The following is an 18246-nucleotide window of genomic DNA, read 5'->3' as shown; positions in this document are numbered from 1 at the left end:
CGACACACAAGTGTGTGTCGCGTAGGGATGAGAAAGCCGCAGCGATGTGCGAGTTCTCGCCAGAGGCGAGAGGCGAGCACCGCGAGGCGGGGTCGACCGCGATATTCGTCAGAATATCGACGGGTGACCGAATCTCTCTCCGCCAAGAGAGTGCGGACTACCGATTAGGTAGTACGCAGTCTCTTCGAGAAAAGCATTCGAACGGGTGCGAGCGAGGCAAAGCCGAGCGACAATCAATCCGAGTATACGCAGGATTGATTGGCACCCCGGACAACGAGTCCCGCCAAAGGCGGGACGAGGCGAAAATCCCTCTCTCTCCGCCATTCGACTCCTCCTCGCTATCGTTCGGAGTCGCTCATGGCCTATCGGCCACTCAATTAGTACCTAACAACTGAATCGAATGCCTCGAGTGAAATCGAGAGGCACTAGCTCGTGGTCTACAGCGTTTGATAACGCTTCCGACCACTTTAATGTGGAAATAGAGTGCCCTGAGCAAAGTCGAAGGGCATAATGATGAATAATCTGCTATAATATAAGTACATTTTACTATTGATATTAAAAGCATGGATATCGACATTATCAAACCAGACGCAACAAAGGATGAAACAATATCCTCTCAGGATTACGGCAAAACCATAATTCAGTGGAAATTTCCTGAATACGAGGAACATGAACGAGGAATTATCTGGTATATTGTCGCGGGTATCGTATCTGCAGCATTTCTTACATATGCAATTGTTGTATCAAATTTTCTTTTTGCAATAATCATAGTTATTGTTGATTTGATCATTCTAATTCAGATCAACAGAAAACCGGACCGCATAGATTTTAAAATTACTGAAGAAGGATTAATGATCGGATCCTCTTTTACTCCATTCAGAAATATTAGTAAATTCTGGATTATCTATAACCCACCAAAGGTTAAAACTCTATACATTAATTATAAATCTACAATCAGACCTGGCATCACCATCCCTCTGGAAAACAAGAACCCGTTGCGGGTAAGAGAAGTATTACTTAAATACATCGAAGAAGATATTGAAAAGGAAGAAGAATCAAACAGTGAACAGATTAGAAAGTTTCTCAAATTATAAATCCGCATTGAAAATCTGTTCGCGAAAATCATGCCTTGTTAAACACATGCGGTCATAGCTCAGTTGGATAGAGCGTAGGATTGCGGATCCTAAGGTCGGAGGTTCAAGTCCTCCTGGCCGCACCATGTATATCATATTATGGCAACCGAATTAGCCACTTTAATATCAGAATTCCCGACAGTAGGCCCCCGTACAACTCAACGCTTGAAGAAGCTAGGAATTGAAACGGCAAAGGACCTGCTTTTTTATTTTCCTTTCCGTTATGAAGATTACAGCAATATATCCAGCATTGAAAAAGCTCCGCACAATCAAACAGCCACAATCAAAGCCCGCGTTGATCTGATCCGGAACAAACGCTCCCCGAGAAAAAGGATGATTATAACGGAAGCGATGCTGAGCGACGAAACCGGATCAATCAAAGCCGTCTGGTTCAGACAGCCATACCTGACAAAAACCATATTACCCGGAGACGAACTGTATCTCTCAGGTAAAATTGAAGGCGATTTGTTTTCTTTTCAGATGATTAATCCTGTATATGAAAAAGTAAAATCCATCCCCCTGCATACTGCTCGGCTTGTACCGGTCTACTCCACGACCTCGGGCATTACCCAAAAGCAAATAAGATTTCTGGTAAAAAACGCATTTCCGGCCATCAATAGTATCGATGATTGGCTGCCGACCACTATCAAAAGAAAATATAATTTTCTGGAATATGCTGAAGCGATAAAACATGTTCACTTTCCGGAAACGAAAGAACTGCTTAGAAAAGCAAGGTCGAGAATTGGTTTTGATGAATTATTTATTATTCAACTGGGTGCGATAAAATCAAAACTTGACCTGGCAAAAAAACAGGCGCCAACAATTAAATTTCAGGAAGAATTAATAAAAAACTTTGTTACTAAATTACCGTTTATTCTGACTGAAGCGCAGAAAAAGTCCTCCTGGGAAATAATAAAAGACCAGGAAAAAAATAATCCGATGAACAGGATTCTGGAAGGCGACGTAGGATCCGGTAAAACTGTTGTTGCGGCACTCGGAATGCTGAACACAATCGCAAACGGATATCAGACAGCACTGATGGCGCCGACGGAGATATTAGCCCAGCAACATTTTGATACTTTAAACAACCTTTTTCGAAAAGAAAAGGATATTAATCTCTGTTTACTTACAAGCAATCACATTAAAATTGGGAAGGGAGATGTAATTTCCAAAAAAGAATGCCAGAAAATGATTCAATCAGGAGAAATTAATGTTATAGTAGGCACTCACTCCCTGATACAGAAAAGCATTGTTTTTAAGAATTTAGCATTTATCGTCGTCGACGAACAACATCGATTTGGCGTAAAGCAAAGAAAAGAAATAAAAGAAAAAAATCCAATTAACATAAAATGGACTCCTCATTTACTCTCTATGACAGCTACCCCGATTCCCCGCTCGTTAGCGTTGACTGTTTATGGCGATCTGGATTTATCAGTGATTGATCAGCTGCCGAAGGGAAGGAAAAATATTTCAACATCCATTATTCCAAAAAACAAAAGGCAGGACGCATATGGTTTTATCCGAAAAGAGATTGAAAAGGGGCGACAAATCTTTGTCATCTGCCCGCTGATTGAAGAGTCTGATGCTCTTGGTGTAAAAGCCGTAACTTCAGAATTCGAAAAGCTGAATAATGAGGTGTTTCCGGAAATTCCCATCGGCATGCTACACGGAAAAATGAAAGCGGGCGAAAAGGAAGAAGTTATGAAAAGTTTTGTCGCAAACAAGTTTAAAATACTGGTTTCAACTGCTGTTATCGAGGTAGGGGTGGACGTGCCAAATGCGACCATTATGATGATTGAAGGCGCGGAACGCTTTGGCTTGGCGCAGTTACATCAGTTTCGTGGCAGAGTGGGAAGAAGCACACATCAGTCATATTGCTTCCTTTTTACCGAACAAGCCAGCCCGGACGTGATTAAGAGGCTTCAAGCCCTGATTAAAAGCCATAACGGCTTTGCTTTGGCTGAGAAAGACCTGGAACTGAGGGGTCCCGGGGAAGTTTATGGCAGTAAACAATCGGGGTTTTTCCCTAACTTAAAAATCGCCCGGTTAACCGACTATGATCTTGTAAAAAAAGCCCGCTTAGAAGCCGGACTAATTTTAGAGTCAGATCCTGATTTGAAAATCAATCAGATACTACAAAAAAAGATTGCTGAGTTTACTAAGAATATTCACCTGGAATAATTTAAATCGTAAAAGCAATCTCTGAAGCCTCATTGATGCTTTTTACCGGATAGCAAACAGCGTCTTTATGGTTTTTTGTATTACTCGGAATTATTATATTTTTAAATCCTAGTTTCGCGGACTCTTCCAGACGCTTGTCAATATTAATTACCGGGCGCACTTCTCCGCCCAGGCCCACTTCCCCCATCACTGATAATGTGTTGGGTAATGGAATATTCTTGAGCGCGGAAATTATAGCAAGACACACGGCCAAATCAGCGGACGGTTCTTTAATCTTCACTCCTCCGACAACATTGATATGAATATCCTGATCCTCTATTCTTATACCCATACGCTTGGTCAGAACAGCCAATAACAATTGAAGTCTTTTCTGGTCAAACCCTGAAGTTTTTCTCTGCGGATAACCGAAACCGGCCTTGGTAACCAGCGCTTGTACTTCCACCAAAAAAGGGCGACTGCCTTCCATAATGCAGGTAATCACCGAACCCGATATCTGTTTTGCACGATCTTTCAGGAGCAGTGCAGAAGGATTAAGTACCTCTGCCAACCCGTGATCTTTCATTTCAAAAATTCCAATTTCGGATGTTGAACCAAAGCGATTTTTAATTGCCCTTAATATTCTTAAAGACTGATACCGGTCACCCTCTAAATAAATCACACTGTCCACCAAATGTTCCAGTGTACGTGGTCCGGCCACCGCGCCCTGTTTGGTAACATGTCCAATTATAACAATGGCGATTTTACTGTTTTTTGCCACTTCCATAAGCTGTGCTGTTACCGCTTTAATCTGTTGCGGACTGCCGGATTGGGATTTTATTTGACTTGAAGTGAGCGTCTGGATTGAATCAATAACCGCCACCTGCGGTTTTCTTTCGGACAATGTTGCGCATACCATTTCCGCATCAGTCTCTGAGATAAAGTGCAGATCATTTGCCGTTATCTTTAACCGGTCCATGCGCTGTTTTACCTGCTCTGCTGACTCTTCGCCGGACACGTAGATAACTGATTCAGTTTGGCTTATTTTTGCCGTTACCTGCAGTGCAAGAGTTGATTTGCCGATTCCAGGGTCGCCACCAAGTAGGATTACTGACCCAGATACCAACCCTTCGCCTAATACCCGGTCAAATTCACCGAAACCAGTTTTGAATCTTAATATTTCGCCCCCTTTAATGTCACTAAAAGAAATTGTCTGCGCCAAAGGAGCGGACGGCTTGTCACTCACTGTGGCGACATATCTCCCCTCCTCAAGTGTTCCCCACTGTCCGCATTCCGTGCAACGGCCCTGCCATTTCGGATATTGTGAATCACAATGATTGCAGGAAAATATTTTTTTCTCTTTCACATTCATATTTTACAGAAGAAAAGACTCCCAAAAAAAGGAAGTCAACATAAATTATTAAACGCTATTTTACCAGCTCTGATTCAATAATATTTTTCAAATCATCATAACCTATCGTTCCGCTGATTTCCTGGTCATTAATAAAATAGTAAGGTGTTCCATCGATTTCAAATCCCGCTGCCTGGTCAATACTCTCCTGAACCAAAAGCGCGGTAGTGCCGGAATCAACACAGGTATCGAATTTTTCCACATCGAGACCCAAATCCTGTGCTAAATCGGAAAACCGTCCCTTGTTTAAGAAAAAGCTATTCTCGAAAAGCAGATCATGCATTTCCCAAAACTTATCCTGTATTTGCGCGCAACGGCCGGCCATTGCCGCATCAACGCTGGAAGCGGTTGGATAATCCTTCCATACCAGCTGAACAGTATCAGGATACTCCGCTACAATCTTTTTCATTGTGGTATTCATTGACGCGCAGTGTGCACACCCGAAATCTCCATATTCAAATATTGTCAATTTCGCATCTTTTTTTCCAATAGTTGGGTCAGTATCTAACGCTTCCGGTACTGATGAATTAACAGGGACAAATGTATCATTGGCAACAACCCCTCTTTTCACAAAAGAAAAATTACTTTTTGATTCCGAGCTTTTGGATGCGGAATCGCGGAAAATTGACAAACCAAACAGGAAAATCAGCACGAATCCCATAAGACTTAAAATACTGATACCAACCAATAGTTTTGTGGAACGTACTGATACTTTACTTTTTACTTTCAAATTGGATGATGTATTTTTTCCCCGTTTTTCTATAGCCATTTTCTAACTTATTTTAGTTTAATTGAGTTAAGCTCCCCGGTAATTTTGTTTGTAAAATACAGGATTCTCTCATCCGGTGAAAGATAAATCTGATTAACAACATAACCACTGCCGTCCGCTCTGGAAGGCGTTGCGAGCTTTGTTTTAACCCCTGTTACAAGGTCGATTCTATATATGTTATCATTGACTGAATTTGCCAATTCGGGGTACAAACCGCTTCCCTTTTCAAGACCAATCGGCACCCCGCAAAAGACCGCCCCGCCACCGATCGTGCATTTACTGGACCAGGTTTTCAGACCGGTGCTTATCGTGTTTTCCCCCGTACTGTCACCGCCGACGTCAGCTATCTTTAATTCTGGCAAATAGTCAGAGTTGGCGGAATAAGTGCTATAGATCATCTGGGTGCCCGCTTCATTCCACTTGCCCTCAAAACCTCTGCCCTGCACTTCTAATAATTTAAAATTTTCTCCGTTCTGTCCGATAAAAAATATCTGCTGTGCATCGCCTTCTGAAGTTTTTCTGAAAGTAGCGACAGTCTGACTGGTCGGCGACCAGTTAATTTCAACATCCCTGTCCTTGTCCCCTAATAATTCAATCTGCCTGATTGCCGTGCCGTCCGCGTTGGATACTCCCAGAAAATTATTACTGCTGTCCTGATCAATGTATTCAAATCCCAATTGCTCACCCGTGGCAGAAAACTTAATTTCATCCATCTCTTTTGGCAAGGTCACCTGGCTTTTCGAATCGAAATCGTAGATAATACTGGTACCGTCCGGAAAACTGATTACCGCTTTATTACCCGTCGGCGACCATTCTACGCTTTCTGCGTTCGGAAAAAGATCCTCACTGATCAGAGTTTTGATTTTCCCGTCAGCGGAAACTTGATAAAACTTGCCTGTTTTTTTATCATAAAATCTTAAATTATTACCGATAATTTTTGTACTGACGATCTCACCTTCAGCTACCTGATTAGTCAGAGTGTTTCCACCATTGGCAATCGGGGAAACGACGGGCAGGCTGGAATTTGTATTTATATTTACGTTTGCTACAGGACGGTTGGTATTATCGTTTGCGATCGGCAAGTCGTCTGAATTAACAATTACCCCGTTGACATTCACCTGTCCCGGCTGTATCCCATCATCTGCGCGGAAGAAAATAACGTAAATCAGATATCCCATAAATATCACAACCGCGATAAAGGCGACGATCAGTCCCGCGATCTTAACGCTGTTTTTTATTTTCATAATATAATATTAAATATTTTCTATCTTAATTAATCTCCTGCGCAACGCATATTTGTAACTCTTCCACAACCTTTACGTGCCTCATCTGCAGGAATATATGACCCATTATCATGCAAAATGTCCAATAAAATCCAACTACATTTTGATGCATCACTTGAAAAGTTACCGAATTTACCATCCATCACGCAATGTGCCCATTGAGGAGCACCATCAGTAAAATTGACCCAACCACAATGTGAACCCACCATATACGCACCGCCTGTTACTCCAGTTATACCCCAATAAACGTCACCGCATTCTTGATTACTAATGAACCATTCGTCATTCTTTACATCAAATGTTGTTTGACTTGTATAGGTATGATTCTGCATCGTTATCTCACTTTTTTCAGTTGTTTTAACCAATGAATTAGGACCAGTAATAGTCTCAATTACGCAAATATTGTCCGGATCACTACTCCACAATCCGGCACATTTTTCCCCTTCTGCGGCATTGATAACTTTTGACGATTCACATCTAATAGGCTCATGAGCGGTTTCATCAATCTCCGCATCAAAATCACAGAGTCTACTGGCTAATGTACTATCTCTGAGTTCCTGAACAACCGGGATGGTGAGCGGTGTCAGCGCGGTGATGCTTGGATTTAACGTATTCAAAATAAAAAATGAAGTGAGCGCCAGTACCAGCCCGAAAATAGCGCTCATAATCTGCTCTTTGGCACCGCTGATGATGGAAGGATTGCCGGCCGCTGTGATCCATTTATAACCGCCGATTACCATCATCGCTGCCGCCAAAATACCGGCGGATGTTACAAAAAACTCATAGAATATCCGGATATAGTCCCCGAGATCATCCACTGATGTCTTATCACCAATCGGAATATTCAAGTCAATCTTAGCAAGTGTAATTTGTGGTATTAAAATTATACTCAATGAGACGAACAATGCTATGACAATTAGTTTTTTCATAAAGTTTTAAATTATTTATCTTCTTCTGGGAGATTTAATAGCGCCTGTCTAAATTTGAGTGCTTTATCAAGCTTTTTCTGTATTTTTTTCTTCTCATCAACAGCATCTCCTAATTCTTTATTCCTCTGTAAAACTGATTTTAATACACGCGCGGTCCAAGCTGGAAGGACATCTGCATAAGGTATAAGTTCAACAAGTGACAACATCCACCCCTCAATCTTTTCCTTCCCCTCTTGTTCAATTTTCAAAATAAACGCTGCTAGCATAAGCTGGATGTCAAATAACCAGTCAACCCACCCCCACAATCCAAAGCCTACAACATCAAGTACATCCTTCCCCAGCACCGCTGCTAACACGGTCATTAACAGGATTAACGTTTTTCTAAGACCGGCGATTTGCTCATCTATTTTTTTAATCTTGTTCCTGTATGTATTTACTTCTATTTGTATTCTTTGTAATAGACTGTAATCCCCTCCCGCACCTGCTACATTTTTATCCTTATTACTTTTTTGATTCTGACGATCTCTTTCTCTCTCTCTAGCTAACCTTTCCTCCACTTGTTGCTCCTGACTTTCCTGTACATTCATCGGTTGTGAATCGTCGTCGTCATCATCTTCATTTCCTGAAAAGTCCAGATTAGAGAGCAGATCATCCGCATTCCCCGCGCCACTCAACCTACTGTTATTTTCCCCAAGACTCGGACCTGCCATTCCTCTCTGCGCTCTGTTCCGCAATCTGTATTCAAGTTTTCTCCTTAACTGATTCGCTCCCGGTTGCTCCCGTTCATTCCTGATCCCCTTGAGCATATTATCCGCCCCCGATTGCTGCTGTGGATTCAGATCTTCCGGCAAGGAACCGGCGGCTGTCCCCTGTGAAGGCATGTTTGGGTTACCACCTCTCCGGTCGGCCAACTGGCTCATCCTGAACTGTCTTTTTCTGTTTTCAAGCTCTTTTTTTCCTTCTTGTCCGCCCACATCTCCTTTTGATTGACTCTCTGCTTTTGGAGAAGTAACAGCAGACTGTTCTTTTTTATCCGGATTCGCTGCTCCCCTTATTCTGTCTTTGTGACCTGCACCATCAAACCGGATATTCAATTTTAATGAAGAGATATCCAAATCAATTTTTTCTACCGGAAGATCAATATCAGACTCCAGAGTAGTATTTGCGGTCTTTGCAGCTACTTCTAGAGAATCCTGTACTGCAGTAGAATTGCTTAATGTATCAGCCATATACTATTGCTATTCTTTCTGATAATTATCAGCCAACATCGCAATTTCAGAGACAGATTTGATTAAGTCCTCTTTCATCTTATTTATCTCTTCCTCAATCTTTTCTTCTTCTGCCGAATCGTTAACTAATTGTATTACCTCTTGTCTTGCTTTTATCTTCCTGAAAGTTTCGAAAGTCATCACGCTTACCAAATTATCAAATGCTCTTTTCAATTCTTCCGGTGTATGATCCCGGTCAAGCACGCCGATAAAATTTTCCGTTGCCTGATCTATTTTAATACTTCCCGCCGTACTGCCTGTTTTTACCGAGATTCCGGGTCTTTCCATGATTTTTCTGGTGGAGTTAATTTAATTCTGCCAATTCGCCTCGATAACTTTCCATTCAATACCTTCTTTAATAAATTTTATTATTATATCTTGATAGATAACTTTCGCTTCTTCACCTTCATTTGTCTGGTTTCTCTGGGTAGTAACGGTAAATTGTGCTTTTTCGTCCGCTTCGTTTATTGAGTCCGTGGTAACATTCAACGCTTTTGTGGTTATGCCAAAATATTTGTCATCTGCACTGCTATTTGCCCTTTGTTCCGCAACAAATCTTTCTGCCCAGTTTTTCATGCTTGCAGTCATATATCCTTCCAGCTTGGTGATATTCTCATAGTTGCTAAAAGAGGAATAACTACCAAACCGTTCAGCGAAGTTACGGGCGATCGGTTGTAATAAAGCTTCCACGTTCGCGGTGCCGCCGGCGGTGGAAGTGCTGTTTGTATTTGTGACTGTAGTATTCGTGTTTGTTACAACGCTGTTTACATTCACAGCCTGATTTGTATTCACATTGCTATTGATGGCGGTATTTGTATTTGTCCCCGCATTTGTATTTGTTACATCAGTCCGGTCTGAAGTGTAGAAAATTATAACCACAACGATCGTGATGATCACAACCATTGCCATCATTATGATAAATGCAATTTTTAACTTTTTGTTCATGCGGATTTCTATTTAAAAATTATTTTATGCTGTTTGATTTGCCATTTCCTCTTCAAATTCCTTTTTCGCATCTTCTATTTCCAAAAGCTGCCGTGGATCTGACGTGATTAACTGATCTTCAGTATATGACGCTACTATTTTTATTGCTGCGTGTTTCGCCCCGGCAAAAAATATTCCTTCTCCCAATCCAGATTCGATCAGCAGGTATTTCTCACCCTCCGTAAGCATAAAAGTGCTCACCAGCAGATCAATTCCCGCCGGTGACTGTTTTAATAATAGTTGCAAAGAAGAGTTGGTTACAATCGCCTGTCCGTACGGAGAGCGTAAAAAGTCATTTACATCTTGTGTGATAGTAGTAACTCCCAGATAGTATTTACGGCAACGTTTTACCAGTGCGAAAATAAATTTCGCCGAATCCTCATTTTGCATCAGCCACCATGCTTCATCAATAACCAGAACTCTCTTTTTCACCTCGGACCTTACAATATTCCAGATGTAGTTGATAATTGTATAAATCCCGATCGGCCTTAGCTCGTCCTCCAAATCACGCACGCTGAATACTACTAACTGATTCTTCGTATCAATATTTGTGGGACTGTTGAACAAACCAGCAAATGTTCCTTTGGTATATTTTTTTAATCTTTCAGATAAATCAGCTCCTCCCTCCATACCCAGTAAAATATCTTCAAAATCCTGCATAATCGGCGCTTCAATTTTAGTAAGATCGGACTCCGCCGAAATATCCTTCTTGGCATATGTCTCAATCAACGCGCGGTCCACCAGTGAGTCTTCCGCATGAGTTAAATCGCCAAGCATGAGACGAACCAGGCCTTTCAGCGTAATAACCGCCGAACGGATAATATCGGCCGGTTTATCTCTGCCCGACACCGGGCGCGGCAGATCAAATGGATTTATTTTACTTTCCGAGTTCAGGGAAATATCAATATATGCACCACCCACCGCATCACTCAGATGCTTATACTCCATTTCCGGATCTATAATAATAACCTCCGTTCCCAGCATCAAGCTACGAAGTACCTCTAACTTCACAGCGTAACTTTTTCCGGCTCCGGAAGTAGCAAACACAACCGTATTGGCATTCTGCAAACTGAAACGGTCAAAAAGAATTAAGCTGTTATTATGCCGGTTAACTCCGTATAAAATTCCGTTATCTGAAGTCAGTTCGGAAGAAATAAACGGGAATGACGACGCGCACGGAGAAGTATTCATATTAAAAGTAATGTATAATTCATCGTTCCCGAGCGGCAACGTAGAATTAAAACCCTGCTCCGATTGGAATAATACTCTTTTAGAATAAACGAGTTTCGAACCGAATATTGATTCGATCCTTTCAGTAATTTTATCCAGTGTTTTAACATCGTCCGAATAAGCAGAAACGTACAATGCGTATTGAAAAAACTTTTCAGTTCCCTGAGTGATTTCATCCCGGAGCATTTCGATATCTTTCAAAGCAGTTTCTCTCAACGGGTCGCGTGGCGCACCTTTTTCTGCATCCGAAAGTATCTGCGCTTCAAGGGCGCCGACTTTGTTTTTTAATTGTTTTAAAATTGCTTCAGGTTTGACAGGATAAAAATACATGGCAATATCCATCGGGATATTGAGGTTGATTACCGGAGCAAACCATCCTACAGCGATATATCTGGGATAAGTCACCACAAAAACAGTACTGACAAATTTCGTGCCCAGTTGAACAAAACGAGACTCAACTTTAAATGCGGACGGAGCGATAAGATCACGCACAGAAACCACACCCCGCTGGAAAGACCGCTCGGCTTCAAGAATCTCCTTTTCCTCTTCAGCCAATGTCCTCGCTCGTTCTGCCTCTTTTAATGAAGACGCCGCTTTCTTTGCTTCTTCATCATCTTTGATATCTGCTTTTTTGAATAGTTGGACCATAGTTTTCCTTTTTATTTTTTATCCTCTTCTTCCATGATGCTGGCATCTTCTTCCACCTGAAGTTTATCCAAGCCGACCAGCTGTTCCTGACTGAAGATTTCCGGGTTATAAGTGTTATAGAACAGCTCAATGATACTCTGGGTATCCAGCTGCACTGATTTTAAACCGATAGATGACAGGCCATCAGTCACATAATCGACTCTTTTAAACAGCTCAGTTCTGTATTTGTCGAACTTCTTTCTTTTAAGATGAATAACAGATGTTGGAGACAATGCTTCTTTCAACCTGGTAAAATATTTTTTTTGTTTGTCTGAAACAGGTGAATAGGGAACAACAACGTAAAATCTTTTACTCATGATATCTGCTATCTCCACCAGCTCATTAATATATTGGCGGTATTCTGCTGTTTGCATTCTGAGCAGTTCGTTGGTTTGTTCCTTTTCAACTTTCTTAAGTCTATCCAGATATTCTTCAATGTTTAATCTTCTGGACTGGATTACTATCTGAATAGAGAAATCGAATGAATTCAAAAACTGCGTATAACCCTGAATAACAGCGATCTGCTCGTCTTCTGATTTTAATGCAAAGTTGATTGAAGATACTAAAATTATCGCCCTTAATGTCCCGTCTTTCAAAGCAACCACGTTATCTTTGATTTCAAGAATATCAAGATGGCTCTGGGTGGAAGCTTTTGGTTTTTGTCCTGCTAGCTGTTTAGAATGCATATTTGTTTTGATTAGACTTAAAAATTGACATCATCTTCGTCCTCTTTAAACGCCCCTCCCGTGTCGACTACCAGTGACAAACGAGTCAGTTTTGAATTTGTAACAGCCATTTTTGGAGCTACAACCACGGCAGTTTTAATGGAATTTTTATGGCTTATTTTACTTGCTCCGCTGACCACTTCTTTGCTCCAAATCTTAATTTTCGGCTTCCTGATTGTATACAGGATATTAAGAAAAAAATAATGGAAAGGCTGACCGTTAATTTTAGCGAATGCAACAATGCCGGCCAACCCGAACATAAACAGGGCAGCAAAAATAAATGTTATAAATCCTAATACTTGGTATTCAATGAAAATGATTCCGAATGCCACTAGAAAAATTATAAATTGCCGGACGGAAATCGGTCCGATAATTTTATCTTCTACTTCAATAAATTGGGGAACTACAAACCGCATATTTTAAAATCTTAACTGTCTATTTAGATCCCCTACCGCTTCAAACTCTTCATCGGTCAGATAGGAACGGCCGTCCATTTTCCTGCTTGTTATCACATCCTGGACGGATTTTCCTTTATTCATACCTTCATTACCGATGTCTAGATATATCTGATAAATCTCCGATTTCTTCCAGGCTTGGATCGCTTCCGCTTTCTTGGTATATGATTCCTCTTCCAACAGATCAACTTTCTCTTTTATTTTTTCAATTGACTGCTGGGGGTTCCCGCCGAGCCTTCTAAAATCCACCAAATTCAAGCTTCTTATTTCCTCTATCGGACCCATTAATCTTGGCGGCGTCTTGATATCCACAATTTTTGGCCTGCTGTCAAAAACCGGCATCGGTCTTTGCATCTTTGGGATAATTGGAATCCGTCTATCAATAATCGGCTTGTTAATGACCGGCTGTGGTTCCGGTTTGACCGCATTTTCTAATTCATTTTTCTTCTGCAAATGCAGATTGAGAACCGCTTTCTTAATCTGTTCATTTGCTACTGCTTTTCTCATCCTTTCCTGCTGCTCTCTCTCTTTTTCCGCTTCCTGCAACTTCATCATCTGCCGGTATTCAATTTTTTTGATCTCGGTTTCATTATGAAAACTCAGCGCCTTCTCTGCGGTTATTTTCACGATCGATTCCGCAATCTCAGGTTCAAGTTCTAAACCGCCGACTTTTTTTGAACGGACCAAAAGCTCTCTTAATTGGACGGAAGTTCGAATATCTCTCAGACGGGATGTTATTAGGCTTTCAAATCTTTTTTGCAAAGATTCATCAGTAAAATTTAATCCGACCTGATTTGCAATCTCTTTAACAACTGTGCCGTAATCAATAGTTCTGGCCGATGAGGAAATTTCCTCATTATGCATTTTTTTCACTTCCTCCTCATCCTCTACATCAAAATAAAAACTTGCGTTAACTCCTTTATTCGGAACCATCCGATCTTGAAAAACCGGTTTTAGCTGAGAAGCTGTTACCGTACTTACTTCGTCCTGTTTTCTTGGTAGGGGGGCCGGTTTAACGGATGGCGTTATCATCTTTTGATTAGCCAACTGCGCAACCGCTTTTTTGATAATGGATGGATCTATTTTACTCTTTGTTGGCGCGGAAACCACCGGCGCAGAAGCAACAACAACCTCGTCCTCACCCATTAATTTGGCTCCTTTTACATAGCTGTACTGCCCTTTTTGGTCTTTAATTAGAATTCTGGCACCTTTTAAAATCTGCTTTTCTTCATCGTCTTTCTTTCCGGAAGCAACATTTACTTTCACCGATTTTGCTGTGTTGATTTTGTTTTTTTGATCCTCCATTTTATTTCAGTGTTGTTATTGGTCTTGATTGCGTAATATAAATTTTATTTTTTTCCATCGCCCATTCTATGTCTTGGGGATGGTTATAATGTTTTTCTATTCTTTTGCAGACTTCGGCAAGTTGAATGATTTGTTTGCCTGTGAGTTTCTGCTTTTCCTGCATTGATTTTACAACAGTGACTGTTTTTGTTCCCTTACTACCATTCTGAACAATCATTTTCTTTTGCTCAGAGATATTAATATCTAAAATGATTTTATTTTTCTTATCTACCACATAGGTATCCGGCGTAATCTGTCCTGAGACGATTGATTCACCCTGGCCGAACCCCGCCTCAATCACCATCTGATCCAGATCGTTGGTAACCGGGTGGGCTGTAAATGTCACGCCGGATATTTCCGAATTAATCATCTTTTGGACTACGACGCCGACACTTACTTTGGTCTTGTGCAGTTTTTTCTCAAAGCGGTAAAAAATCGCGCGGGGGGTAAACAGCGATGACCAACATTTACGCACTGTTTCAACCAAATTTGCTTTAGTAATAAACAAATATGTTTCCAGTTCGCCCGCCCAGGATGCAACGGATGAATCCTCGGCTGTCGCGGAAGAACGGACAGCAACATATTTGGTTTTCAATTTATTAAAAGCGGTCTGGATCTCTTTTGCGATATCATCCGGGACAACTAATTCGTGGATTAATTCCCGGATTGCATTGGAAACCCGGTCCACACTGTTAATATCACTCAAATTTACCTTTTTTAACAATGCGTCTATCTCTACATCCAGGTCCGTTTCTTCCAAAAAACGCTCAAATGTGCCGGAAAGTACCACAAACCCTGGTGGAACTGGCAATTTTGCCTTTGTCATCTCACCCAGTTGTGCGCCCTTTCCTCCCGCTTCTGCTACACTTTTTCTATTTAATTGTGAAAAAGTTTTGGTAAATTTTGCCATGAAAAATCTTTTATATTATAGCATAAGTGATAATAATTAACAACATACCGTGTGAATAGTAACTCATATTCTAGCTTGAATAATTTCTCGAAGTGTTGCGGATAAATTAGATTGCCAAATACTCAATAACCATACAATCAGTACATATAATAAATAGTTGATTCCACTTGATTTTTTTGCTAACTTATGGTACAATAAGATGGTATTCACACAAATAACGTAATATTCAATGAATTTAGATACTGTTCGAAACATTATACTGGCGGTTGGATGGCCAGTATTGTTTTTTTTCAGTATTTACATCTTTAAGGTGGGCAAGCAAGTATATTCCGTAATCAAAGACTCTCTGGTAGGTAAAATCACCAAGGCACTGGTTTATTCGATGCTCGTTGAGATGTATTCTCTGGGAATTGTCAGTACTGTGTACCTCGTTGATAACGCTCAAGGTGTTTATGTTGTTCTGCCGGTGTTTATTATTTGGGGAGCGGTTTTTATGTGGAGTATTAAGACAATAAAAATATCTAGCGAGGAGACTAAAAAAATAACAAATAATTAACTAATAAATTTATGTCACTAGAACTTATGAGAAATGTAATATTATTCATTGGTTGGCCAATATTGATTGGTGGCTCAATCTATATTTTTGTCAAAGGCAGAAGCGTTTACCAGTTAGTTAAAGGATCGCTGGTCGGTAAAATAACAAAAGTTTTGGTTTATACTATGTTGGTAGAGATGTATTCCCTGGGGATAGTCAGTACCGCATATATGTTTGAAAATGCCAAAGGAGTTTATTGGGTACTGCCAGTTTTTGCTGGCTGGTTTGTAACATTTGTTTGGACATTGAAGGCGCTAAAATCTGCCGGTGAAGAAGCCAAAAAAATTACCCAAGGATAATAAAAAATCATTAACATTAAAAAAATGGCAAACGGAGAAGAATATAAAAATATAATGAGCGAGATGATAAAAAAGCAAATTGTCATCTTAGGTCCGGATATTGCGATCATGAAAGCAAAAAATGTTACAGAATTGGCAATCAGCGCTGACGGTGAAGTAACTGAAATCAACGGCGATCCACAGGTGGCATTACAAAGATTAATTGATGAATATGTCGCGCTGTCCGGATTAATTGTTAAAAAGACAATGGAACCATTACTGGCAAAATATCCTTCTGTTGTAATCGAAAATAAACAATAAATTACAGCTGGACTCATGGATCAAGCGAATGTATCAGTGATATTTGTTTTTTCGATTGTAATCATTGCGGTTATAGTCAGTTTTTGCGTTTATATCAGAAAATTAAGAGGCACATTAAAAGCTGAAAGTGAAAAAAGAGAATCAGAAAATAACCGGCGCATGTATGAACTTTCCATACTTAAAGAAATCGGGGAAAGGGCAGGGTATTCTTTAAACACCCAGAGAATCGCCGATATTATCACCGGATCGTTAAAAGAACTGATTGATTATTCCACTACCTCTTACATTTTGGAAGATACTCAAAAGAAGGAATTGCTTTTCAAGTGTGAAGTTGAAGAGAGCGTCAGTCCTAAATTCGTGGAAGATGTAAAGGGAAAAATGGTAGCAGCACTATCAGTCCTGACAGATCAGAATTATCAGAATAGAACAATCGAAGAAGTAATTGCCGGTACCATCTTGGATGATGATAATAATGAGCCATTGAGCTCATTTTTTAATATCCCATTAACTGTTGGCAACAAAGTAGTGGGAATATTAAATGTATCAAGCACCAAAACCGGACTATATAAGGAAGATGAAATGACTATTCTGTATAAGATAACCGCGCAAGCATCCAATGCCGTAACACGTCTGCAGGATGTATTAGACTCGGAGCAAAGCAAGCTTAACGCCATGGTAGTCAGTATGGCTGACGGAGTCCTAATGATTGATAAAGACAACAGGGTTTATGTCACAAATCCCAAGGTTAAGGATCTTCTAGGTATCGAGAATAAAGAAACATCCATATTTGACATAATCGAAGCTTTTGAAGGAAAAGTAGACTTCAGGACAAAACTGGAAGAATGTATTAAATTGAATCGGCAGGAAGTAATCGAAGAAACATACATCCAACACCGATATATCCGGATTTTGTTTTCACCGGTTAAAGATAAAAACAGTGAGACACTCGGCGCCGTAATTATTCTGCACGACATAACCCATGATAAGGAACTGGAAAAAGTCAAAGAAGACTTTACCAACATGATGGTGCACGATTTACGGTCTCCTTTAAACGGCATTCGGTTGATTTCCGAAATGCTGCAGGATAAAAAAATGCCGAAAGACCAGTTTTTACAATCCGCTAAAATGATCCACGGCAGTACAACTAACATTTTAGAACTGGTTAACGATTTGTTGGATGTTGCCAAGCTGGAAGCGGGTAAATTTATTGTCACTAAGTCAAAGGGAGATTTAAAAAGAGTTATTGAAGAAAGAATCAATTTTTTCCAAAGTTTAGCAAGTGAAAAAAATATTGTTTTAAATTCTTACTGGGGACCGGATATTGAACAGGTTCCATTTGATGAAAAAGAGATAATTCAAGTTCTAAACAATTTACTTTCCAATGCCATTAAATTCACGGAAGAAAAAGGAGTCGTGAAAGTTCAAACATTGCTTCTGAAAAAAGATGAGGACATAGAAAGCAAAGCGAAGCAGGCGGGAATCAAATGGTTTATTTCAAATTCATCTGAGGTTTTGCAAAAACGAGAAAAAGATGTCATAATTTGTGCAGTAACAGACAATGGCTCTGGTATTCGAAAAGACCAGATTAAAAAGTTGTTTAATAAATTTGAGCAGGCGGAAGGGCAAAAAAAGACCCAGGCAAAAGGAACCGGTTTAGGTCTGGTTATTGCGAAAGGAATCATTGAAGCGCACGGCGGACTGGTTAGCGTTGAATCAACTGAAGATAAGGGTAGTACATTTTTCTTTATCTTACCTTTAGAATAAATT

18 protein-coding genes and 1 tRNA gene are annotated in these 18246 nt (G+C 40.4%); 7 read left to right on the top strand and 12 right to left on the bottom strand.

All coding sequences use genetic code 11. The annotated features are described in order from the left end of the window. Positions 1-563 precede the first annotated feature (563 nt). From WCW66_03245 to recG, 3 genes are all read left to right on the top strand, one after another. A complete protein-coding gene (locus tag WCW66_03245) occupies positions 564-1094 on the top strand; it encodes a hypothetical protein (GenBank protein MFA6391743.1) in 531 nt (176 codons plus the stop codon). Positions 1095-1142: 48 nt separating this feature from the next. Beyond that, positions 1143-1219, top strand: a tRNA-Arg gene (locus WCW66_03240). A 13-nt stretch (positions 1220-1232) separates the two neighbouring features. Then, positions 1233-3314, top strand: a complete 2082-nt coding sequence (recG, locus tag WCW66_03235) for an ATP-dependent DNA helicase RecG (GenBank protein MFA6391742.1) — start codon at positions 1233-1235, stop codon at positions 3312-3314. 1 nt (position 3315) lies between these two features. Here the strand turns inward: recG and radA are convergent, their stop codons facing one another. The 12 genes from radA to WCW66_03175 are packed head-to-tail and all read right to left on the bottom strand — an operon-like array spanning position 3316 to position 15285. Further along, positions 3316-4662, bottom strand: coding sequence for a DNA repair protein RadA (gene radA, locus WCW66_03230; GenBank protein MFA6391741.1), 1347 nt, complete (start codon positions 4660-4662; stop codon positions 3316-3318). Between the two features lie 55 nt (positions 4663-4717). Beyond that, positions 4718-5470, bottom strand: coding sequence for a thioredoxin domain-containing protein (locus tag WCW66_03225; protein MFA6391740.1), 753 nt, complete (start codon positions 5468-5470; stop codon positions 4718-4720). An 8-nt stretch (positions 5471-5478) separates the two neighbouring features. Then, positions 5479-6714 (bottom strand): hypothetical protein, encoded by a 1236-nt coding sequence (locus WCW66_03220; protein ID MFA6391739.1) that lies wholly within the window; start codon positions 6712-6714, stop codon positions 5479-5481. Positions 6715-6743: 29 nt separating this feature from the next. After that, positions 6744-7682, bottom strand: coding sequence for a pilin (locus WCW66_03215; GenBank protein MFA6391738.1), 939 nt, complete (start codon positions 7680-7682; stop codon positions 6744-6746). A gap of 11 nt (positions 7683-7693) precedes the next feature. Beyond that, positions 7694-8911: a hypothetical protein gene (locus WCW66_03210; protein MFA6391737.1), complete on the bottom strand. Its 1218-nt coding sequence runs from the start codon at positions 8909-8911 to the stop codon at positions 7694-7696. Positions 8912-8920: 9 nt separating this feature from the next. Then, on the bottom strand, positions 8921-9238 hold the full coding sequence (locus WCW66_03205) for a hypothetical protein (GenBank protein MFA6391736.1): 318 nt from the start codon (positions 9236-9238) through the stop codon (positions 8921-8923). A gap of 21 nt (positions 9239-9259) precedes the next feature. After that, a complete protein-coding gene (locus tag WCW66_03200) occupies positions 9260-9895 on the bottom strand; it encodes a hypothetical protein (protein MFA6391735.1) in 636 nt (211 codons plus the stop codon). A 24-nt stretch (positions 9896-9919) separates the two neighbouring features. Then, the gene (locus WCW66_03195; GenBank protein ID MFA6391734.1) at positions 9920-11812 is read right to left on the bottom strand and encodes an ATP-binding protein; all 1893 of its coding nucleotides are present in this window, start codon (positions 11810-11812) and stop codon (positions 9920-9922) included. 11 nt (positions 11813-11823) lie between these two features. Further along, positions 11824-12537, bottom strand: a complete 714-nt coding sequence (locus tag WCW66_03190; protein ID MFA6391733.1) for a hypothetical protein — start codon at positions 12535-12537, stop codon at positions 11824-11826. A 17-nt stretch (positions 12538-12554) separates the two neighbouring features. Then, entirely contained in the window at positions 12555-12992 is a 438-nt protein-coding gene (locus WCW66_03185) for a PrgI family protein (protein MFA6391732.1), read from the bottom strand. A gap of 3 nt (positions 12993-12995) precedes the next feature. Then, on the bottom strand, positions 12996-14336 hold the full coding sequence (locus WCW66_03180) for a hypothetical protein (GenBank protein MFA6391731.1): 1341 nt from the start codon (positions 14334-14336) through the stop codon (positions 12996-12998). Position 14337: 1 nt separating this feature from the next. Continuing rightward, on the bottom strand, positions 14338-15285 hold the full coding sequence (locus WCW66_03175) for a PEP/pyruvate-binding domain-containing protein (GenBank protein MFA6391730.1): 948 nt from the start codon (positions 15283-15285) through the stop codon (positions 14338-14340). A 229-nt stretch (positions 15286-15514) separates the two neighbouring features. Between WCW66_03175 and WCW66_03170 the strand changes: the two genes are divergently transcribed. Genes WCW66_03170 through WCW66_03155 form a run of 4 tightly spaced genes read left to right on the top strand, consistent with a single transcriptional unit; the run spans position 15515 to position 18243 of the window. After that, a complete protein-coding gene (locus WCW66_03170; GenBank protein ID MFA6391729.1) occupies positions 15515-15841 on the top strand; it encodes a hypothetical protein in 327 nt (108 codons plus the stop codon). Positions 15842-15852: 11 nt separating this feature from the next. Then, positions 15853-16179 carry a hypothetical protein gene (locus WCW66_03165; protein ID MFA6391728.1) on the top strand — a complete coding sequence of 109 codons (327 nt, stop codon included), beginning with the start codon at positions 15853-15855 and terminating at the stop codon, positions 16177-16179. A gap of 24 nt (positions 16180-16203) precedes the next feature. Continuing rightward, the gene (locus tag WCW66_03160) at positions 16204-16479 is read left to right on the top strand and encodes a hypothetical protein (protein MFA6391727.1); all 276 of its coding nucleotides are present in this window, start codon (positions 16204-16206) and stop codon (positions 16477-16479) included. Between the two features lie 15 nt (positions 16480-16494). Next, positions 16495-18243, top strand: a complete 1749-nt coding sequence (locus tag WCW66_03155) for an ATP-binding protein (protein ID MFA6391726.1) — start codon at positions 16495-16497, stop codon at positions 18241-18243. The last annotated feature ends 3 nt before the right edge of the window (positions 18244-18246 follow it).

This window comes from Patescibacteria group bacterium (assembly GCA_041664365.1).
Classification (GTDB): domain Bacteria; phylum Patescibacteriota; class Patescibacteriia; order UM-FILTER-42-10; family UM-FILTER-42-10; genus JAHJEX01.
Note: the sequence above shows the minus strand (reverse complement) of the source record. Positions and strands in the feature narration are given on the sequence as shown.